A 20,539-nucleotide genomic window follows, 5' to 3' on the forward strand; every position below is an offset into this window, starting at 1 on the left:
GGAAAAGCGGCAGGCTCAGGTGCGGCGGGTCAGCAGCCAGGGCTCGACGACGCCCAGTCCGCGCACCGGGCGCTGCCACATCGGCTGAAGCGCGAAGCGGTACGACGGCGGCGGTTCGCCGGTGCCCTCCTCGGCGGCCTTCTCCGCGGCCGCGGCGTCCGCCTCGGACACCGGGGCGTCACCGATCCGGCCCAGCTCCTCGGCGAACGCCTCGTCCACCAGCACGGTGTCCTTCGGCGCTATCGAGGTGAGCCGGCTGGCCAGATTGACGGTCGTACCGAAGACGTCGCCCATCCGGGTCGTGACCGTGCCGAAGGCGATGCCGACCCGCAGCTCCGGCATGGTCTCGTCATGGGTCATGGTCTCGATCAGCCGCAGCCCGATCTCGGCGGCCACACCGGCGTCGTCGGCGGAGAACAGCACCTCGTCCCCGAGGGTCTTGATCAGCCGGCCGCCGTGCGCCGCCACCAGGTCGGAGCAGGTGGTCTCGAACGCCTCGACCAGCTCGCCGAGTTCCTCCTCCTCCAGGCGCCGGGTCAGCCGGGTGAAGCCCACCAGGTCCGCGAAGCCCACGGCCAGCCGCCGGTCGACCATCTCGGCGTCGTCCTGGGCCCGGACGACCCGGCCGGTCGCGGCGGCGAGCTGGCGCCGCCAGACGTAGACCAGGAACTCCTCCAGCTCGGGGAGGAGCAGCTCGACCAGCGGGTAGGTGATCTCGGTGCGGGTCAGGCCGGAGTCCTGGGGCTCGGTGAGGCCCTCCAGGAAGGAGTCGATCTGCCAGTCGGCCAGCCGGGCGGTGGTCTGGCCCGTGGAACGGGCGACCTGGATGGCCATCGCCTCGCTCAGCAGACCGGCCTCGACCAGACCCGCGAGCCGGCGCAGGGCCAGCACGTCGGCCTCGGTGAGCGCCTTGACCTGGCCGATGTCGGCGAAGCCCATGGCCCGCCAGAAGCGGGACGCGAGGTCCATCGAGACCCCGGCGCTGCGGGCCGCCTGGAACGGCGTGTACCGGCGGTCGGCGCCGAGGATGAGCTGTTCGAGGCGGATGGCGATGGTGTTCTCGTCGCCGTCGTCGCCGGCCCCCGGGGGGTCGCCGGCCGGGACGTCGCGTACGGCATCGCCCTCGGTGGCCACGTCGCGCGGGGTGGCGCCCGAGTCGTCGGCACTCACCGGCCGCTCCCTGTCCGATCCCTGCGCACTGCCCTTCCGATCACTGCTCGCCCGTGGCCCGCTCCCCGGCGGACCGCCTCAACGATACGGCAGGTGTGCTCTGGCTCACTCTCACATGTCGGCCCTGACCACGGAAGAGGTGCGGACACGCCGCCCGGTGGGGCCGGTCGGCCCGCCCGGCGCGGGGGCTCACCGGGGGGCGCATGCCGGGGTCCGGGAAGGGGCTCATCAGGAGCCGTCCGCCGGGCGCAGATGGATGATGTCACCCGCTCCCACGGGCTTCTGCACACCGTCGGCGGTGGCCAGCACCAGCCGCCCGTCACCGTCGATCGCGACCGCCTCGCCGGTGATCTCCTGATCGCCCGGCAATTCGGCGCGCACCGAACGGCCCAACGTGGCGCAGCCGGCCGCGTAGGTCTCCTGCAGACGGCTGCGGTCCGGGTCGCCGTTCGCCTCCTGCCACCGGCCGTACCACTGCTCCAGGGAGCGCAGCACGGCGCGCAGCAGCGGGTCGCGGTCGGTGTTCCGCGCGCCGGCCAGGGCCAGCGAGCCCGCGGTCGGGACCGGGAGTTCCTCGGCGGTCAGGGAGACGTTGAGGCCGATGCCGACCACGACGCCGGAGCCGGCCCGTTCGGCGAGGATGCCGCCGGTCTTGCGTTCCTGGCCGTCGACCGTGACGAGCAGGTCGTTGGGCCACTTGAGTGCCGTGTCGACGCCGGCCGTGCGGGACAGGGCCGTTGCGGTGGCGACGCCGGCCAGCAACGGCAGCCAGCCCCAGCGCTCCATGGGGACGCGGGGGGTGAGGAAGACGGAGAAGAAGAGGCCGGAGCGCGGGGGCGCCGACCAGACGCGGTCGAGCCGGCCGCGGCCCGCGGACTGCTCCTCCGCCACCAGAATGGCGCCCTCGTCCTCGCCCTTGGCGGCCCGGGCCGCCAGGTCCGTGTTGGTGGAGCCGGTGGCGGGCACGACGTCCAGACCGGTCCACAGGCCGCCGGGCCGCACCAGCGCCCGGCGCAGGTCGGCGACGTTCAGCGGGGGCCGGCCCAGATCGCTCCAGCGGCCGGCGTCTTTGTCCCGGTTTCCCGGTGGTTGAGGCGTCATGCCACCAGCCTAGGTGTGGTCAACGACGCAGTGCCGCTGAGCAGTCCCGCCGATACGCTACGGATTGGTAGCCACACCCGTACCACCCTCAGTACGAGCACCAGTCCAGGACGAGCAGGAGCCGCATCCCGATGTCCGAGCCGGAAGCAAACATCCACACCACCGCGGGCAAATTGGCGGATCTGCAGCGGCGGATCGAAGAGGCCACCCACGCCGGTTCCGCCCGCGCAGTGGAAAAGCAGCACGCCAAGGGCAAGTTGACGGCGCGTGAGCGCATCGATCTGCTGCTGGACGAGGGCTCGTTCGTCGAGCTGGACGAGTTCGCGCGGCACCGTTCGACCAATTTCGGGATGGAGCAGAGCCGCCCGTACGGCGACGGCGTGGTGACCGGCTACGGCACCGTCGACGGCCGCCCGGTGGCCGTCTTCTCGCAGGACTTCACGGTCTTCGGCGGGGCGCTCGGCGGGGTCTTCGGCGAGAAGATCGTCAAGGTGATGGACTTCGCCCTGAAGACCGGCTGCCCGGTCATCGGCATCAACGACTCCGGCGGCGCGCGCATCCAGGAGGGCGTGGTCTCGCTCGGCATGTACGGCGAGATCTTCCGCCGCAACACCCATGCCTCGGGCGTGATCCCGCAGATCAGCCTGATCGTCGGCCCGTGCGCGGGCGGCGCGGTCTACTCCCCCGCGATCACCGACTTCACCGTCATGGTCGATCAGACCTCGCACATGTTCATCACCGGACCGGACGTCATCAAGACGGTCACCGGCGAGGACGTCGGCTTCGAGGAGCTGGGCGGGGCCCGGACGCACAACACCACCTCCGGCGTGGCGCACCACATGGCGGGCGACGAGAAGGACGCCATCGAGTACGTCAAGGGCCTGCTGTCGTACCTGCCGTCCAACAACCTCTCCGACCCGCCGGTCTTCCCGGAGGAGGCGGACCTGGAGCTCTCGGACGCCGACCGCGCACTGGACGCGCTGATCCCGGACTCGGCCAACCAGCCGTACGACATGCTCACGGCCATCGAGCACGTCCTGGACGACGGCGAGTTCCTGGAGACCCAGGCGCTCTTCGCCCCGAACATCGTCACCGGCTTCGGGCGGGTCGAGGGCCACTCGGTCGGCGTGGTCGCCAACCAGCCGATGCAGTACGCGGGCACCCTGGACATCAAGGCCAGCGAGAAGGCCGCGCGGTTCGTGCGGACCTGCGACGCGTACAACATCCCGGTGCTGACCTTCGTCGACGTGCCGGGCTTCCTGCCGGGCACCGACCAGGAGTACGACGGGATCATCCGGCGCGGCGCCAAGCTGATCTACGCGTACGCCGAGGCGACGGTCCCCCTGATCACCGTCATCACCCGCAAGGCGTTCGGCGGCGCGTACGACGTCATGGGCTCCAAGCACCTGGGCGCGGACCTCAACCTGGCCTGGCCGACCGCGCAGATCGCGGTCATGGGCGCCCAGGGCGCGGTCAACATCCTGCACCGCCGCACGCTCGCCGCGATCGAGGACCCCGCGGCGCAGGAGCAGCGGCGCCAGGAGCTGATCCAGGAGTACGAGAACGCCCTGCTCAACCCGTACGTGGCGGCCGAGCGCGGCTACATCGACGCGGTGATCATGCCGTCCGAGACCCGCCGGCACATCGTCCGGGGGCTGCGCACGCTGCGCAACAAGCGCGAGTCGCTGCCGCCGAAGAAGCACGGCAACATCCCGCTCTGACCGGCCTCCACGGCGAGACCGGCAGTACACGGCGAGGACCTGCGAAGACCGGCGAAGGGAGCCGTCTCGATGATCAAGGTCGTACGGGGCAATCCGACACCCGAGGAGCTGGCCGCCGCACTGGCGGTGGTGCAGGCCCGGGCCGCGGCGGCCGCTGCCGCCGGGCCCGGGGACGGCGAGGGCGGCCGGACCGAATGGGCCGATCCGGCGGCCACGGTCCCGGCGCGGTCACGGCTGCCGCACCCGGGCCCGCGGGCCTGGCGGACGAGCTACTGGCCGCGCTGACCGGCTCACCGGCCGGTGCGTGCCGGCCGGCCCCTCCGGCTGATCGATGCATGATGCATTGACTAGTCCTTCGGACCGTGGCGCCTGAGTACGCGTACTCAGGCGCCACGAGCGTCATGGGCACAGGATCGTTACATGCTGTGGTCCGATCCGCCCGATGAACCGCCCGAGGAGCTGCGCGCCGCGCAGGCCAAGCTCCGCCGGCTGGGCATCGTGCTGGCCGTCGCCGCGGTGCTGCTGATGGTCATGCTCTCGGAACGCTGACCCGGCCGGACCCGCGCCGGACCCGCGCCGGACCCGCGTCGGACCCGCGGGCGGCCGCCCCGGGGAGGTAACAGTCACACCCCCCGACTGTTCCCGACCGCAACCATCCCCCCGCCTTTCGCATCTTTCCCTCCTGACAGCGCAATTCGGACGCCCGGCCTCCGGACCGGCCGCCGACGGGGAGTGGGAGAGCGATGAACAGGCCGCTGAGACACATAGCCGTCTTCTGCGGGGTACTGGTACTGGCGCTGCTGGTACGGGCGACCTGGGTCCAGTTCGTCCAGGGCGACGACCTGGCCAACGATCCGAACAACCGCCGCGTGAAGATCGAGGCGTTCTCCTACCCGCGCGGCAACATCATCGTGGGCGGCAAGCCGGTCACCGGCTCCGTGGCGACCTCCGGCGACTTCAAGTACAAGCGGACGTACACCGACGGCCCGATGTACGCCCCGGTCACCGGCTTCGCCTCCCAGGCCCAGGGCACCACCCTCCTCGAAGGCATCTACAACAAGCTCCTCAGCGGCAAGGACGACAAGCTCGCCCTCAAGCGGGCCCAGGCCATCCTGACCGGCGAGAAGCCGCGCGGCGGCGATGTCATCACCACCATCGACCCCAAGGCGCAGAAGGCCGCCTACAAGGGGCTGACCGAGCTGAACGCCAAGGGCGCCGTGGTCGCCCTCGACCCGCGCAACGGCCGGGTCCTCGCGCTGGCCTCCACCCCCTCGTACGACCCCTCGGTCTTCTCGGGCATCTCCAACTCCGAGGCGCAGAAGTTCAAGGCGCTGGACGCCGACAAGGACAAGCCGCTCAGCAACCGGGCCCTGCGCGAGACCTACGCCCCCGGCTCCACCTTCAAGATCGTCACCGCCGCCGCGGCCCTGGAGCACGGCGTGATCACCGACATCGACGCCCACACCGGCGCCCCCGCCCCGTACCAGCTGCCGCTCAGCACCACCAAGATCGGCAACGACGTGGCCGGTGCGCCCTGCGACAAGGCGTCCCTGAAGACCGGTATGCAGTGGTCCTGCAACAACGTCTTCCTCGACACCGCGCTGAAGGTCGGCAAGGACAAGATGCGCGAGACCGCCGAGAAGTTCGGCTTCAACTCCCACGTGTACGACGAGGAGCTCGGCGACCTGCTGGCCACCAAGAGCCTCTACCCGGACAAGCTCGACAAGCCGCAGACCGCGCTCACCGGCATGGGCCAGGGCAGCCTGACCAGCACCCCGATGCAGATGGCGATGGTCGCCGCGGCGATCGCCAACGACGGCAAGCTGATGACGCCGCACATCGTCGACGAGCTGCGCGGCCCCGACCTGACCACGATCCAGAAGTTCGAGCCGAAGACGATGTCCCAGGCCGTCTCCGCCGGCACCGCGAAGAAGGTGCAGGAGATGATGGAGTACACCGTCTCGGACGGCACCGCCGAAAAGGCCAAGATCGACGGCGTGACGGTCGGCGGCAAGACCGGCACCGCCCAGCACGGCGCGAACGTCAACGACGAGCGGCCCTACGCCTGGTTCGTCTCCTACGCCAAGCAGAGCGACGGCTCCTCCCCCGTCGCGGTCGCCGTCTTCGTCGACCCCAAGGACATGGACATCCCGCGCTCCGAGATCGCCGGCGGCAAGCTCGGCGGCCCGATCGCCAAGCAGGTCATGCAGGCCGTCCTCGGCAAGTAGTCCGCCCGCCCCCGGCCCGGCCCGGCTCCGTACGATGGCGGGCATGACCGAACAGCCGCACCCCCGCCGTCTCGTCCTCGCCTCCCAGTCCCCCGCCCGGCTGGGCCTGCTGCGCCAGGCCGGGCTGGCGCCGGAGGTCATCGTCAGCGGCGTCGACGAGGACGCGGTCACCGCCGACAGCCCCGCCGAGCTGGCCCGGGTCCTGGCCGAGGCCAAGGCCGCCGCGGTCGCCGACCGGCCGGAGGCGGCCGGTGCGCTGGTCGTGGGCTGCGACTCGGTCCTGGAGCTGGACGGCCGGGCGCTGGGCAAGCCGGCCGACGCCGAGGACGCCACCGCCCGCTGGAAGTCGATGCGCGGCCGGTCCGGCGTGCTGCAGACCGGCCACTGCGTCATCGACACCGCGGCGGGCGGCCGCCGGGTCTCCGCCACGGCCTCGACCACGGTCCGTTTCGGCGAGCCGACCGACGCCGAGATCGCCGCCTACGTGGCGAGCGGCGAACCGCTCTTCGTCGCCGGCGCCTTCACGCTCGACGGCCGCTCCGCGCCCTTCATCGACGGCATCGACGGCGACCACGGCAACGTCATCGGCCTGTCCCTGCCGCTGCTGCGCCGCCTGCTGGCCGAACTGGACGTGGCGATCACCGACTTGTGGACCTGAGCCGCCGGGCACCCGGCGGCTCGTCACGGGGGAACGCATCACACGGGGGGGAACATGAACGACCACACGCCGGCGCATGCCGCGACGGCCCACACCGCGCTCAGTCACAACGTCGGCCTGCTCATCGGGCTGCTCATCGTCGCCCTGATCATCCGCCGCCAGCTGCGGACGCGTCCGGTGCGGCCCCGGGCGTCGCTGATCGGCCCGGCCGTGCTCGGCGTCCTGGGCGTGGCCGCGCTGGCCTTCGGCGTGGCCTCGGTCGTCAAGGAGCACCCGCTGACCCCGCCCACCATCGCCCTGGTCGTCGCCACCCTGGTCATCGGGGTGCCGCTCGGCCTCGTCCGGGCGACGACGGTACGCGTCTGGCACGACCCGGAACGCGGCGTCCTGCGCAAGGGCACCCTGATCACCACCGCCCTGTGGCTGGTGTCCGCCGCCGTGCACGCCGGCATGGCGGAGTGGATCGACCACACCGCGGCAGCCGGCCTGCTGGGCTTCTCGACGCTCTACCTCTACCTGTGCGTGACGTACGGCGTGCAGGGCCATGTGGTGCGCCGGCGGGCGGCCGAACTGCCGGGGTGACGCGGCCGTCGCGGGGGTCCCCGGGCGCTGATATCCGGGCGCCCGGACAGCCGTCCGGCCCCTACTCTGCCCCCATGGCAACTGTCGTCGAACTGATCAGCTACCCCGTCAAGGGCTGCGCCGGTGTGCCGGCGGACGGGACGGAGCTCACCGAGGCCGGACTCGCCCATGACCGCACCTTCCTGGTCGTCGGTGCGGACGGCGTCTTCCGCAGCCAGCGCACCGACCCGGGCCTGGCGGTGATCCGCCCGGAGGTCAGCGCCGACGGCACCCACCTCACCCTCTCCGCCCCGGGCGCCGAGCCGCTGCACTGCCGCATCGAGGACGGCACCTCCTCGCCCGCCAGGGCGGACGTGACCATGTTCGGCGCGCCCTACCGGGCCGTCGACCAGGGCGAGGCGGCCGCCGGGTGGCTGTCCGAGGTCCTCGGCGCGCCCAGCCGGCTGGTCCGGGTACCGCCGGAACACGACCGGGTCACCGACGGCCTCACCCCCGGCACCTCCGGCTTCGCCGATTCGAGCGCCGTGCACGTCCTCTCCCGTGCCTCCCTCGACGACCTCAACTCCCGTATCGCCGCCGCCGGCCGCGCACCGGTTCCGATGACGCGCTTCCGCCCCAACATCGTGGTGGACGGCTGGGACGCCCCGCAGACCGAGGACCGTGCCCGGCGGGTGACGGTCGGCGGTGGCGAGCTGGGCTTCACCAAGCTCGCCATCCGCTGCGCGGTCACCCTCGTCGACCCGGCGACCGGCACCAAGGCGGGCCCCGAGCCCCTGCGCACCCTCGCCGGGTACCGCCGGGTGCCCGAGGGCGGCGTCGCCTTCGGCGCGAAGTTCTCCGTGACGGCCACCGGAAAGCTGGCGGTCGGCGACGCATTCGACGTCACGTCCTGGGGAACCGATTGACCCGATAAGCCCGGTCGGTCCGACCGGGCCGGGTCCGTCCACCCAAGGAGCGCGCAGATGCCCCGGATCCTGCTCATCGCCGGTGACGCCACCGAAGACCTGGAGTTCTTCTACCCGTACCAGCGGCTGCTGGAGGAGGGCTACGAGGTCCACGTCGCGGCCCCCGCCCGCAAGAAGCTGCGGTTCGTCGTGCACGACTTCGTCGAGGACTTCGACACCTACGTCGAACGCGAGGGCCACTCCTGGCCGTCCGACGTGGCCCTGTCCGAGGTCGACCCGGCCGAGTACGCCGCGCTGGTCCTCCCCGGGGGCCGGGCCCCCGAATACCTCCGCAACGACACCGACTACCGCCGCGTCGTCACCCACTTCTTCGACGCCGACAAGCCCGTCGCCCACATCTGCCACGCGGCCATCACCCTGGCCCCGCTCGGCGTCCTCAAGAACCGCCGCACCGCCGCCTACCCCGCCTGCGCGCCCGACGTGGACCTCGGTGGCGGCACCTTCGTCGACGCCTCCGCGGTCGTCGACGGCAAGATCGTCTCCGCCCGCGCCTGGAACGACCACCCGGAATGGATGCGCGCCTTCATGGAGGTGCTGCGGGAGCATGTGCCGGTGAAGGGGTGAGCAGGTGACCCAGGTCAGGGGCCCGGGATTCCTCCCGGGCCGCTGACCGCACCTGAACGCCCCTGCGCCGGCGCCGGCGGCCGGCTCGCTCCGCCCGTGCCGTGCCATGCGGGTGACGCCGCATCAGACGTCGTCAGGCGTCGTCAGACGTCGCGGACGTCAGAGCGCGCCCGGTGCCGCCGGTCGCGGTCCGTTCGGGGGACCGCCCGCGGACGGACCGCCGGCGGGCGGTTCGACGGCCGGGTCGCCGTTCGCGGGGGCGCGCCCCTCCCCGTACGCCACCAGCGTCAGCACCAGGAGCGCCAGGACCACCATCAGCACGAGGAACGCGGGCCAGCCGGCCAGGCCGACGGCGAGGGCGCCGACGACGCCGTGCACCACCGCCGCGCTGATGAGGGCGATCCGGGTGAAGCCGCCGGGGGCCCGGTCGCGGACCGCCGTGCGGACCAGGATGCCCGCGCAGAACAGGAGATAGAGGCCGAAGACGGCACCGGCTATCCAGGAGCCGGCGGACATCGCCCGTGGGTCGAGGCCCGCCAGCGACATCTGCTGCTTGTCCACGACGATGCTCAGGATCCAGTTGAGCAGCACGATGCCGCACGCCTCCAGGACCAGTACCACCGCCGCGACCAGGGCCACCGGTCGTCGCGCCACCACATCCACCCACTTCCGCCAAGTGCCGGGCCCGATGCCGGTGCCGCGCGCACAGCCGTCGCCCGGAGACCAAGAAGGGCATCGCGCACGCTACTAATGGGTAATAGCCGGGGCAAGGGTTCTGCACGAGTGGGTGCGGGACGCCGCGCGGACCACGGCCCCCGGCCGCTCCCGGCGCGCCCGGCGGACACAGCGGCCCGCAAAGTTTCCTTCGCCCATTCGTAGGGACTCCACAAAGAATTGACGATCCGCTGGATGCGGAACGTTCGAGATCTAGGCCACACCGCGTCCCGCGCCGGAGCCCGGGAATCCGGGCCTACCCTGGGACACCAGGGGACTTAGGTCCCCCACTGGCGCCCCGAGCACACTCCGTGTGGGAAAGCTCACCCCAGGGAACGGGTCGGCACGCGGTGTCGCCAGTCCCTAAAATCGCCGCATCCGATAGTTGCGGCGAAGCGCCAAGGAAGGACCCATCGTGCGCAAGGTGCTCATCGCCAACCGTGGCGAAATCGCTGTTCGCGTTGCCCGTGCATGCCGGGACGCGGGGATCGGCAGCGTCGCTGTCTACGCCGACCCCGACCGGGACGCACTGCACGTCCGCGCGGCAGACGAGGCGTACGCCCTGGGCGGTGACACTCCTGCCACCAGCTACCTGGACATCGCCAAGGTCCTGGCTGCGGCCGCCGATTCGGGCGCGGACGCCATCCACCCCGGCTACGGCTTCCTCTCCGAGAACGCCGAATTCGCGCAGGCGGTGCTCGACGCGGGGCTGACCTGGATCGGCCCGCCCCCGCAGGCCATCCGCGACCTCGGTGACAAGGTCGCGGCCCGGCACATCGCCCAGCGCGCCGGCGCCCCGCTGGTCGCCGGCACCCCGGACCCGGTCTCCGGCGCCGAGGAGGTCGTCGCCTTCGCCAAGGAGCACGGCCTGCCGATCGCGATCAAGGCGGCCTTCGGCGGCGGCGGCCGCGGCCTGAAGGTCGCCCGCACCCTCGACGAGGTCCCGGAGCTGTACGACTCCGCGGTGCGCGAGGCGGTCGCCGCCTTCGGCCGCGGCGAGTGCTTCGTCGAGCGCTACCTGGACCGCCCGCGGCACGTCGAGACCCAGTGCCTGGCCGACAAGCACGGCAACGTCGTCGTCGTCTCGACCCGTGACTGCTCGCTCCAGCGCCGCCACCAGAAGCTGGTGGAGGAGGCCCCCGCGCCGTTCCTGACGGCCGAACAGAACGCCGAGCTGTACCGCGCGTCCAAGGCCATCCTCAAGGAGGCCGGCTACGAGGGCGCGGGCACCTGCGAATTCCTCGTCGGCCAGGACGGCACCATCTCCTTCCTGGAGGTCAACACCCGCCTCCAGGTCGAGCACCCGGTCACCGAGGAGGTCACCGGCATCGACCTGGTCCGCGAGATGTTCCGGATCGCCGACGGCGAGGAGCTCGGCTACGGCGACCCCGTGCTGCGCGGCCACTCCTTCGAGTTCCGCATCAACGGCGAGGACCCGGGCCGCAACTTCCTCCCCGCGCCCGGCACGGTCACCAGGTTCGACGCGCCGACCGGCCCCGGTGTCCGGCTGGACGCCGGTGTCGAGGCCGGCTCGGTCATCGGCCCGGCCTGGGACTCCCTGCTGGCCAAGCTGATCGTCACCGGCGCCACCCGCGAGCAGGCCCTGCAGCGGGCCGCCCGGGCGCTGGCGGAGTTCACCGTCGAGGGCATGGCCACCGCCATCCCGTTCCACCGCGCGGTCGTCCAGGACCCCGCCTTCGCGCCCGAACTCACCGGCTCCGCCGACCCGTTCACGGTCCACACCCGCTGGATCGAGACCGAGTTCGTCAACGAGATCCCGCCGTTCGCCGCGCCCGGCGGCGAGGAGGCCGAGACCGACGCCCGCGAGACGGTGGTCGTCGAGGTCGGCGGCAAGCGGCTGGAGGTCTCGCTGCCGTCCTCGCTGGGGATGCCGCTGGCCCGCGCCGCGGTCGCCGGCGGTGCCAAGCCCAAGCGCAAGGCCGCCAAGAAGGCCGGTAGCGCCGCCTCCGGCGACGCCCTCGCCTCCCCGATGCAGGGCACCATCGTCAAGGTCGCCGTCGAGGAGGGCCAGCAGGTCACCGAGGGCGAACTGGTCGTCGTCCTGGAGGCCATGAAGATGGAGCAGCCCATCAACGCCCACCGCACCGGCACGGTCAAGGGCCTGAGCGCCGAGGTCGGCGCCGCGCTCACGTCCGGCGCGGTGATCTGCGAGATCAAGGACTGATCCGCGGCAGCGGTCCGCACGACGCGTAAGGGGCTCCCGGCAGCGATGCCGGGAGCCCCGCGCGCTTTCCGCCCCGCCGCTACGAGTTCCCCACCACGTCCTCCGGGAACGTCAGCTGCTCGTTCATCCAGGTGAGCGCGGCGGGCAGTTCGCGCCGCCAGGTGGCGAAGTTGTGGCTGCCGTGGTCGAGGACGACCGAGTCCGCCTTCATCGGGGGGCGCACCGCGGCCAGGAAGGCCCGCGCGGCCGGGTAGTTCTTCTCGCCGGTACGGCTCGTACCGATCAGCACGTTCACCTGCGGCGCGGGCAGGTGCCGCAGCCGCCACATCAGATCGTGCTCCTGGCGCCGCCGGGCCCGGTCCCGGCCGTCACCGAAGAGATTGCCGGTGGTCGGGTCGTTGCTGACCCTGTAGTCGGGCGAGAGGGCGGCCGCCGAGGTGTACGTACGGTCGTGCCGCATGGCCAGCTGAAGGGCGCAGCTGCCGCCCGAGGAGTAGCCCAGGACGCCCCAGCCGCCCGGGTCGTGGCCGACGCGGTAGTGCGACTTCAGCGCCTCCGGCACGTCCCGCGCGAAGAACGTCTCGGCCTGCGGGCCGCCGGGCACGTCGACGCACTGGGTGTCGCGCGGCGGCGCGATCGTGGGCCGCAGCATCACGATGACCGTCGGCTGCATCCGGCCGGACCGGATCATCGCGGCGGCGGTCTGCGGCAGCCGCAGGTGCTGCCCCAGCAGGAACGTACCGCCCGGGTAGCCGCTCAGCGCGACGACGACGGGGAAGCGCTGGCGGGCGTACTGCGGCTGGAAGTACTGCGGCGGCAGATAGACGTACGCCGGGTCCACCGCCCGGGTCCGCCGCCCGACGATCCGCACCGACTCGACCCGGCCCACCAGCTCCGGCCGGCCCTTCGGCAGGCCGTGCACCTTGTCCAGGCCGTCCGGACCGGACGTCTGCACCAGCCCCTTCGACGGATCGCCGGCCGGGCCCGCCGCACCGCCGTCGCCCCACTTCCCGAGCGCGGCCGGCGCGTCGTCGTACAGGCCGAGCAGTTCGTGCCACGACGCGTAGAACTGGAAGTTGGCGTTCACCGCCAGGCCGAGTGCCGAAACGACGGCCAGCTGGGTCGCCACGATCGAACCGAGCCGCCCCAGCATCGCCCGCGGGCCGCGCCCGGCGAACCGCGGCCACAGCCAGAGCGTGAGCGCCACACAGACCACGGCGACCGCGGCCATGGCGTACAACAGCGACCGGCTGGTCAGTCCCATGACGTATTTCCCCAGACGTCCCGCGCCGTGCGCCACTCCCCCGGCGGCCCGCCACGGCGTATTCCGCGGTCCTCCGGAAGAGCCCGGAAGACCTCATTGCGCCAGGTTTGATGTCCCTTGACGCCCCGGCGTTGCGGGCCCCCGCAGGAGTTCGGCCGCGCGACCACTGCGGTACGCCGGGACTTCACACGGAGGCCGCCGGAGGGCCACGAGGGGGGCGGGCGCCGGGGGCGGAGGGAGGGCCGGCGGGGACCGTGCGACGGCCGGCGAAGTCCTCGCGACGACAACCGGAGGACCCCTCCGCGCCGGCCGGGAAATCCTTGCGCACCGCACCGGATCACCCCGCAATCCGGCAATGGCATCCTGGAGCCACCGGGCCGCAACCGGCCGGGTCGAGGGAGGACGGCGATGGCGACCGAGACGGCAGGGCAGCGGCAGGTGGGCGGGCCGCCGGCGACCGCGGCGGTGCGGTCACCGGACGTGCGACCGATGCGGGCCGACGCCCGCCGCAACTACGAACGGCTGCTGACCGAGGCCCGTACGGCCTTCACCGAGCACGGCACGGACACCTCGCTGGAGGACATCGCACGCCGCGCCGGCGTCGGCATCGGCACCCTCTACCGGCACTTCCCCAACCGCACCGCCCTCATGGGCGCGGTCTTCCAGAGCGAGGTCGACGCCCTGCTCGCCTACGCCAGGGAGCTCGCCGACGCCCCCCAGCCGTGCGCCGCGCTGGTCGACTGGCTGCGCGCGATCATCACCCACGCCAGCACCTACCGCGGACTGTCCCGCGCCCTGATGACGGCGTCGGCGGACGAGAGCTCGGGGATGGCGCGGTGCAGCGTGCCGATGCGGGAGGCCGGCGGCGCGCTGCTGACCCGGGCCCAGCAGGCCGGGGCGGTACGGCCCGACGTGAACATCAGCGATCTGATGCAGCTGACCAACGGCATCGCGCTGGCCGTCGAGGAGTCCCCGGACGACCCGCAACTCGCCGACCGGCTGCTGACCCTGACCCTGACCGGCTTGAAGCCCTGACCGGGTGGAAGCCTTGACCCGGCAGGCCACGCCGACCGGGTGGAGGCCCTGACCCGGCGGGCACGCCGACCGGGCCGGAACTGTGGTGCCCGCGGCCGTCAGCGCCGCCGCGGGGCGAGGTCCGCGACCCGGCCGCCCGGTGCCTCGGACAGCGAGGGGGCCGACCGCAGCTGCGGTCCCCCGCCCCCGCCCGGCCCGTGGCTGCGCCGCTGGCCCGGCAGCGGGACGTCCCGCCGGTGGCCCCGGCGGTCACCCGCCCCGCCGTCCATGCCCGGCTGACCGGTACCGTGCCCGGCACCCGTACCGCCGGCGACGGCGATCTGGACGCCCTGGTCGGCCAGTGCCTGGAGCTCCGTCGCGGCACGGTCGTCGTGGGCCGGCGGCTCGTCCGTCACCAGGCGGGTGATCACATCCGTCGGCACGGTCTGGAACATCGTGTCCGAACCGAGCTTGGTGTGGTCGGCGAGCACCACCACCTCCCCCGCCGCCTGCACCAGCGCCCGGTCGACGCTCGCGGAGAGCATGTTGGACGTGGACAGCCCGCGCTCGGCGGTCAGCCCGCTGCCCGAAAGGAAGGCGCGGGAGACCCGCAGGCCCTGGAGGGACTGCTCGGCACCACTGCCGACCAGCGCGTAGTTGGAGCCGCGCAGGGTGCCCCCGGTCATCACCACCTCGACGCGGTTGGCGTGCGCCAACGCCTGGGCGACCAGCAGGGAGTTGGTGACGACGGTCAGCCCGGGCACCCGGGCGAGCCGGCGGGCCAGTTCCTGGGTGGTCGTTCCGGCGCCGACGACGATGGCCTCGCCCTCGTCGACGAAACCGGCCGCGAGATCGGCGATGGCCGTTTTCTCCGCGGTCGCTAGATGGGATTTCTGCGGGAATCCGGATTCGCGGGTAAAGCCTCCCGGGAGGACCGCGCCGCCGTGCCGGCGGTCGAGCAGTCCCTCTGCCTCCAGCGCCCGCACGTCCCGCCGTACGGTCACTTCGGAGGTCTGGACGACGCGGGCGAGCTCCCGGAGCGAAACCGCTCCGTTGGCGCGCACCATTTCTAGGATCAATTGGCGACGTTCTGCAGCGAACACGAAACTGACAGTAACGCCAACGACCGTCTGTTTTCAGCAGGTTGCACCAATTAACGGAAGTTGTTCATGCCGCACAGCGTGACGTGGTATGCGCGGTGCATATGTCGCGCGTACGTCGAACTCCCTTGCCCCGCAGACCGCTTGCTGCCTGGTCAACCGGCCTGGCGACCGGCGGGCGGCGGAAGCCTGCGCCGCCCGCGCGCCCGGCCCTTCCCGAGCGGGCTGCAGGGACGTTTCATCCCAAGTGCTCACCGGCAGCACAAAGTTTTCAATCGCCGCCGGCCGGCCGCATATCGGCCCTTTATCGGTTGTTCACCGCGCGGCCCGGCCGGCCTCCGCCCCGTCTACTCGCTGCCCGTCTTCCGCGCGTGCAGCTGCCGGGCGACCTCGGCGATCGAACCGGACAGCGACGGGTACACAGTGAACGCGCTGGCGATCTGCTCGACGGTCAGATTGTTGTCGACCGCGATCGAGATCGGGTGGATGAGCTCGCTGGCGCGCGGGGAAACGACCACGCCGCCCACCACGATGCCCGTACCGGGACGGCAGAACAGCTTCACGAAACCGTCGCGGATGCCCTGCATCTTCGCCCGCGGATTGCGCAGCAGCGGAAGCTTCACGACCCGGGCGTCGATCTTCCCGCCGTCGACGTCGGCCTGCGAATAACCGACCGTGGCGATCTCCGGGTCGGTGAAGACGTTCGCGGAAACCGTCTTGAGATTCAGCGGCGCGACCGCGTCACCGAGGAAGTGGTACATCGCGATCCGGCCCTGCATCGCCGCGACCGACGCCAGCGCGAAGACGCCGGTGCAGTCACCCGCCGCGTACACACCCGGGGCGCTGGTCCGCGAGACCTTGTCCGTCCACACGTGGCCGGACTCCTTCAGCTTGACCCCGGCGCCCTCCAGGCCCATGCCCTCGGTGTTGGGGATCGAGCCGACCGCCATCAGGCAGTGCGTACCGGAGATCGTCCGGCCGTCGGCCAGCGTCACCTCGACCCGGTCGCCCACCCGCTTGGCCGACTGCGCGCGCGAACGCGCCATGACGTTCATGCCGCGCCGCCGGAAGACGTCCTCCAGGACCGCGGCGGCGTCCGGGTCCTCACCCGGCAGCACCCGGTCCCGGGACGAGACCAGCGTGACGCGGGAGCCGAGCGCCTGATAGGCACCGGCGAACTCGGCGCCCGTGACACCCGACCCGACCACGATGAGCTCCTCGGGCAGCTCGTCGAGGTCGTAGACCTGCGTCCAGTTCAGGATCCGCTCGCCGTCGGGCAGGGCGTCCGGGATCTCGCGGGGGTGCGCGCCGGTGGCGATCAGCACCGCGTCCGCGATCAGGCCCTCGGTCGTACCGTCCGCCGCGGTCACCGTCACCTTGCGCGAACCGTCCGGTGCCTGGCCCGGCTCCAGCCGGCCGCGGCCGCGCATGACCCGGCCGCCGGCGCGGGTCACCGACGCCGTGATGTCATGCGACTGGGCTAGCGCGAGCCGCTTGACCCGTCGGTTGACCTTTCCCAGGTCAACGCCCACGACGCGGGCCGGCCGCTCGTTGTACGGGGTGTCGTCCTCGACGATGATGCCGAGCTCTTCGTAGGACGAGTCGAAGGTCGTCATCACCTCGGCCGTCGCGATCAGGGTCTTCGACGGCACGCAGTCGGTGAGCACCGACGCCCCGCCCAGACCGTCGCAGTCGACGACGGTCACCTCCGCGCCGAGAGAGGCCGCCACCAGGGCCGCTTCGTATCCGCCGGGTCCGCCACCGATGATCACGATCCGAGTCACGTACTCCATTGTCCCGCACGCCCGTACGTCCCTCGCGCCCGGGGGCGGAGTGTGGCCCTCACGTGCGCCGGGGCGCGCGCTGCCCCGCCCTTGTGCGAACCTCCGGTACCACGAGCCCGACGGGCATCCTCCCGTACCCTCGGAACCATGTCGCTCTACGCCGCGTACGCCGGCAACCTCGACGCGCGGCTGATGTCCCGCCGCGCACCGCACTCGCCGCTGCGCGGCACGGGCTGGCTCAGCGGCTGGCGGCTCACCTTCGGCGGCGAGCAGATGGGGTGGGAGGGCGCCCTCGCGACGGTCGTCGAGGACCCGGACTCTCAGCTCTTCGTCGCGCTCTACGACATCGCCCCGATGGACGAGGAGTCCTTGGACCGCTGGGAGGGCGTCGGCATGGGCATCTACCGCCGGATGCGGGTCCGGGTGCACACCCTCGAAGGCGACGAGACCGCCTGGATCTACGTCCTCAACGGCTACGAGGGCGGCCTCCCCTCCGCCCGCTACCTGGGTGAGATCGCCGACGCCGCCGAATCCGCCGGCGCCCCCCACGACTACGTCATGGAACTCCGCAAGCGGCCCTGCTGACGGGGCGGGCGGTCGGTCCCGCCGGCCGCCGGCCCGTGCCGATACCCGGCCGTGCACGCCTCCCGTCCGGGCCGGGACCGCGGCATGTCCCGGGCCGGTCGTTCGTCAGAAGCCACAAGAGAACGTTCCCAGCACCGTGAGCAGCGACATCTACGCGCGTAGGGGAATACCGGCTACCCTCGTCCGCGTGAACGCATCTGTTACCCCGGACATCGCGCGCGACCCCCAGGGCGCCGCCGACGCCGCCGCCGCCCGCCTGCGCGAGCTGACCGGCGCCGAGACCCACGACGTCGCCCTGGTGATGGGCTCCGGCTGGGCGCCGGCAGCCGAGGCCCTGGGCGCGCCCGAGCACGAATTCCCCGTCACCGAGCTGCCCGGCTTCCCGCCCCCGGCCGTCGCCGGCCACGGCGGCAAGATCCGCTCCTACCAGGTCGGCGAGAAGCGCGCCCTGGTCTTCCTCGGCCGCACGCACTACTACGAGGGCCGGGGCGTCGCCGCCGTCGCGCACGGCGTCCGCACCGCCGTCGCCGCCGGCTGCAAGACCGTCGTGCTCACCAACGGGTGCGGTGGCCTGCGCCAGGGCATGCGCCCGGGCCAGCCGGTCCTCATCAGCGACCACCTCAACCTCACCGCCACCTCCCCGATCGTCGGCGCGAACTTCGTCGACCTGACGGACCTGTACTCCCCGCGGCTGCGCGCGCTGTGCAAGGAGATCGACCCGAGCCTGGAAGAGGGCGTCTACGTCCAGTTCCCCGGCCCGCACTACGAGACCCCGGCCGAGATCAAGATGATCCGGACCCTGGGCGCCGACCTGGTCGGCATGTCCACCGTCCTGGAGGCCATCGCGGCCCGCGAGGCCGGTGCGGAGGTGCTCGGGCTGTCGCTGGTGACGAACCTCGCCGCCGGCATGACGGGTGAGCCGCTCAACCACGAAGAGGTCCTGCAGGCCGGCCGCGACTCCGCGTCCCGGATGGGGACCCTGCTCGGACAGGTCCTCAGCAAGATCTGAGACCCGGCCGATGGACCGGCCAAGGCCGCACGCCGCCGCCCTGGCCGGACCACCGGGGCCCGGCCGTGGCCGGTCCGGGGCCGGCTCCGGTTCCCCGCACCCACCTCACCCACCGCATCCACTAGGCAGGAGCATGACGTGGCTACCGACTCCGCGGAGCTGATCGACCGGGCCCGGGCCTGGCTGGCCGAGGACCCCGACCCGGAGACCCGGGACGAGTTGTCCAAGCTGATCGCGGCCGAGGACACCGACGAGCTGGCGGCCCGGTTCGCCGGCACCCTGCAGTTCGGCACGGCCGGGCTGCGCGGGGAGCTGGGCGCGGGCCCGATGCGGATGAACCGTTCGGTGGTCATCCGGGCCGCGGCCGGCCTCGCCGCGTACCTCCGGGCGAAGGGCGAGGGTTCCGGCCTGGTCGTCATCGGCTACGACGCGCGCCACAAGAGCGCCGACTTCGCGCGGGACACCGCGGCCGTCATGGTCGGCGCCGGCCTGCGCGCCGCGCTGCTGCCGCGTCCGCTGCCCACCCCCGTCCTGGCCTTCGCCATCCGGCACCTGGGCGCGGTGGCCGGCGTCGAGGTCACCGCCAGCCACAACCCGCCGCGCGACAACGGCTACAAGGTGTACCTCGGGGACGGTTCGCAGATCGTGCCGCCGGCCGACGGGGAGATCGCCGCGGAGATCGCCGCGGTGCGCTCGCTGGCGGACGTACCGCGGCCCGGGTCCGGCTGGGAGACCCTCGACGACGCGGTCCTGGACGCCTACCTGGCGCGTACCGACGCGGTACTGACGCCCGGCTCGGCCCGGGACCTCAACGTCGTCTACACGCCCCTGCACGGCGTCGGCCGGGACGTGCTCGTCGCCGCCTTCGCCCGGGCCGGCTTCCCGGCCCCCACGGTCGTGGCGGAGCAGGCCGAGCCGGACCCGGACTTCCCGACGGTCGCGTTCCCCAACCCGGAGGAGCCGGGCGCGATGGACCTCGCGTTCGCCACCGCCCGGGCGCGGGGCGCGGACGTCGACCTGGTGATCGCCAACGACCCGGACGCGGACCGCTGTGCCGTCGCCGTCCCGGCCCCCGGCACCCCCGAGGGCTGGCGGATGCTGCGCGGTGACGAGGTCGGCGCGCTGCTCGCCGCCCACCTCGTCAGCAAGCGGGCGTCCGGCACGTTCGCGACGACCATCGTCTCCTCGCAGCTGATGTCCCGTATCGCCGCGGCCTCCGCGCTGCCCTACGAGGAGACCCTGACCGGCTTCAAGTGGCTGGCCCGGGTGGACGGTCTGCGGTACGCCTACGAGGAGGCGCTCGGCTACTGCGTCGACCCGGAGGGCGTCCGCGACAAGGACGGCATCACCGCCGCCCTGCTGGTCACCGAGCTGGCCGCGGAGCTCAAGCGGGCCGGCCGGACGATCGCCGATCTGCTGGACGACCTCGCGGTGGAGTTCGGGGTGCACGCCACCGACCAGCTGTCGGTGCGGGTCGAGGACCTGACGCTGATCGCCGACGCGATGCGCAGGCTCCGCGAGCAGCCGCCGGCCGCGCTGGCCGGTCTGGCGGTGACCCGGGCGGACGACCTGAACCAGGGCACCGACGCCCTCCCGCCGACCGACGGGCTGCGTTACTACCTCTCCGGCTCCCCGGAGGCCGGTGTCGAGTCCGCCCGCGTCGTGGTGCGCCCCAGTGGCACCGAGCCCAAGCTGAAGTGCTACCTGGAGGTCGTCGCGCCGGTGTCCGGGCCGGAGGCGCTCGACGCGGCGCGTACGAGGGCGGCCGCCACCCTGGCCGCCATCAAGAAGGACGTGTCGGCGGCGGCCGGGATCTGACGGCCCCCTGCCACCTACGGCAAAGGCCCCCCGCCCTCGGGCGGGGGGCCTTTCCCGTAGGAGAGCCGGGGTCCGGT

19 protein-coding genes are annotated in these 20,539 nt (G+C 72.5%); 13 read left to right on the plus strand and 6 right to left on the minus strand.

The genetic code is table 11. The features are described 5' to 3' along the window. Positions 1-15 precede the first annotated feature (15 nt). Positions 16-1,170 carry an adenylate/guanylate cyclase domain-containing protein gene (locus ACZ7MX_RS06500; RefSeq protein ID WP_472129885.1) on the minus strand — a complete coding sequence of 385 codons (1,155 nt, stop codon included), beginning with the start codon at positions 1,168-1,170 and terminating at the stop codon, positions 16-18. A 228-nt stretch (positions 1,171-1,398) separates the two neighbouring features. Beyond that, positions 1,399-2,271, minus strand: coding sequence for a biotin--[acetyl-CoA-carboxylase] ligase (locus ACZ7MX_RS06505; RefSeq protein ID WP_472129887.1), 873 nt, complete (start codon positions 2,269-2,271; stop codon positions 1,399-1,401). Between the two features lie 131 nt (positions 2,272-2,402). On the opposite strand from ACZ7MX_RS06505, the gene ACZ7MX_RS06510 reads away from it, so the two are divergent. From ACZ7MX_RS06510 to ACZ7MX_RS06545, 8 genes are all read left to right on the plus strand, one after another. Next, positions 2,403-3,992, plus strand: a complete 1,590-nt coding sequence (locus ACZ7MX_RS06510; RefSeq protein ID WP_472129889.1) for an acyl-CoA carboxylase subunit beta — start codon at positions 2,403-2,405, stop codon at positions 3,990-3,992. A gap of 69 nt (positions 3,993-4,061) precedes the next feature. After that, positions 4,062-4,277 (plus strand): acyl-CoA carboxylase epsilon subunit, encoded by a 216-nt coding sequence (locus ACZ7MX_RS06515; RefSeq protein WP_030801005.1) that lies wholly within the window; start codon positions 4,062-4,064, stop codon positions 4,275-4,277. A gap of 135 nt (positions 4,278-4,412) precedes the next feature. Beyond that, positions 4,413-4,541: a morphogenic membrane protein MmpB gene (gene mmpB, locus ACZ7MX_RS06520; RefSeq protein ID WP_472129891.1), complete on the plus strand. Its 129-nt coding sequence runs from the start codon at positions 4,413-4,415 to the stop codon at positions 4,539-4,541. Between the two features lie 194 nt (positions 4,542-4,735). After that, positions 4,736-6,220, plus strand: coding sequence for a peptidoglycan D,D-transpeptidase FtsI family protein (locus tag ACZ7MX_RS06525; protein WP_472129893.1), 1,485 nt, complete (start codon positions 4,736-4,738; stop codon positions 6,218-6,220). Positions 6,221-6,263: 43 nt separating this feature from the next. Beyond that, positions 6,264-6,878, plus strand: a complete 615-nt coding sequence (locus ACZ7MX_RS06530) for a nucleoside triphosphate pyrophosphatase (protein ID WP_472129895.1) — start codon at positions 6,264-6,266, stop codon at positions 6,876-6,878. Between the two features lie 54 nt (positions 6,879-6,932). Further along, entirely contained in the window at positions 6,933-7,460 is a 528-nt protein-coding gene (locus ACZ7MX_RS06535; protein ID WP_472129897.1) for a hypothetical protein, read from the plus strand. A gap of 74 nt (positions 7,461-7,534) precedes the next feature. Then, complete coding sequence (locus ACZ7MX_RS06540; RefSeq protein ID WP_472129899.1) at positions 7,535-8,365, plus strand: MOSC domain-containing protein; 831 nt, start codon at positions 7,535-7,537, stop codon at positions 8,363-8,365. Positions 8,366-8,422: 57 nt separating this feature from the next. Beyond that, complete coding sequence (locus ACZ7MX_RS06545; protein WP_472129901.1) at positions 8,423-8,989, plus strand: DJ-1/PfpI family protein; 567 nt, start codon at positions 8,423-8,425, stop codon at positions 8,987-8,989. Positions 8,990-9,148: 159 nt separating this feature from the next. Here the strand turns inward: ACZ7MX_RS06545 and ACZ7MX_RS06550 are convergent, their stop codons facing one another. After that, positions 9,149-9,643 (minus strand): hypothetical protein, encoded by a 495-nt coding sequence (locus ACZ7MX_RS06550; protein WP_472129903.1) that lies wholly within the window; start codon positions 9,641-9,643, stop codon positions 9,149-9,151. Positions 9,644-10,118: 475 nt separating this feature from the next. Here ACZ7MX_RS06550 and ACZ7MX_RS06555 point away from each other — a divergent pair, with 475 nt between their 5' ends. Continuing rightward, positions 10,119-11,888 carry an acetyl/propionyl/methylcrotonyl-CoA carboxylase subunit alpha gene (locus tag ACZ7MX_RS06555; RefSeq protein ID WP_472129905.1) on the plus strand — a complete coding sequence of 590 codons (1,770 nt, stop codon included), beginning with the start codon at positions 10,119-10,121 and terminating at the stop codon, positions 11,886-11,888. Between the two features lie 79 nt (positions 11,889-11,967). On the opposite strand, the gene ACZ7MX_RS06560 is transcribed toward ACZ7MX_RS06555, so the two are convergent. Then, positions 11,968-13,152, minus strand: coding sequence for an alpha/beta hydrolase (locus tag ACZ7MX_RS06560; protein ID WP_472129907.1), 1,185 nt, complete (start codon positions 13,150-13,152; stop codon positions 11,968-11,970). 489 nt (positions 13,153-13,641) lie between these two features. On the opposite strand from ACZ7MX_RS06560, the gene ACZ7MX_RS06565 reads away from it, so the two are divergent. Then, a complete protein-coding gene (locus ACZ7MX_RS06565) occupies positions 13,642-14,187 on the plus strand; it encodes a TetR/AcrR family transcriptional regulator (protein ID WP_472130591.1) in 546 nt (181 codons plus the stop codon). 98 nt (positions 14,188-14,285) lie between these two features. On the opposite strand, the gene ACZ7MX_RS06570 is transcribed toward ACZ7MX_RS06565, so the two are convergent. After that, the gene (locus ACZ7MX_RS06570) at positions 14,286-15,269 is read right to left on the minus strand and encodes a DeoR/GlpR family DNA-binding transcription regulator (RefSeq protein WP_472129909.1); all 984 of its coding nucleotides are present in this window, start codon (positions 15,267-15,269) and stop codon (positions 14,286-14,288) included. A gap of 344 nt (positions 15,270-15,613) precedes the next feature. Continuing rightward, positions 15,614-17,059: an NAD(P)H-quinone dehydrogenase gene (locus ACZ7MX_RS06575; RefSeq protein WP_030801032.1), complete on the minus strand. Its 1,446-nt coding sequence runs from the start codon at positions 17,057-17,059 to the stop codon at positions 15,614-15,616. Positions 17,060-17,197: 138 nt separating this feature from the next. Here ACZ7MX_RS06575 and ACZ7MX_RS06580 point away from each other — a divergent pair, with 138 nt between their 5' ends. The 3 genes from ACZ7MX_RS06580 (at position 17,198) to ACZ7MX_RS06590 (ending at position 20,462) form a co-directional block, all read left to right on the plus strand. Beyond that, positions 17,198-17,635 carry a gamma-glutamylcyclotransferase family protein gene (locus tag ACZ7MX_RS06580; RefSeq protein ID WP_030801033.1) on the plus strand — a complete coding sequence of 146 codons (438 nt, stop codon included), beginning with the start codon at positions 17,198-17,200 and terminating at the stop codon, positions 17,633-17,635. Between the two features lie 187 nt (positions 17,636-17,822). Then, positions 17,823-18,644: a purine-nucleoside phosphorylase gene (locus ACZ7MX_RS06585; RefSeq protein WP_472129911.1), complete on the plus strand. Its 822-nt coding sequence runs from the start codon at positions 17,823-17,825 to the stop codon at positions 18,642-18,644. 138 nt (positions 18,645-18,782) lie between these two features. Then, positions 18,783-20,462 carry a phospho-sugar mutase gene (locus ACZ7MX_RS06590; RefSeq protein ID WP_472129913.1) on the plus strand — a complete coding sequence of 560 codons (1,680 nt, stop codon included), beginning with the start codon at positions 18,783-18,785 and terminating at the stop codon, positions 20,460-20,462. The last annotated feature ends 77 nt before the right edge of the window (positions 20,463-20,539 follow it).

Source organism: Streptomyces sp. NPDC107765 (genome assembly GCF_055657085.1).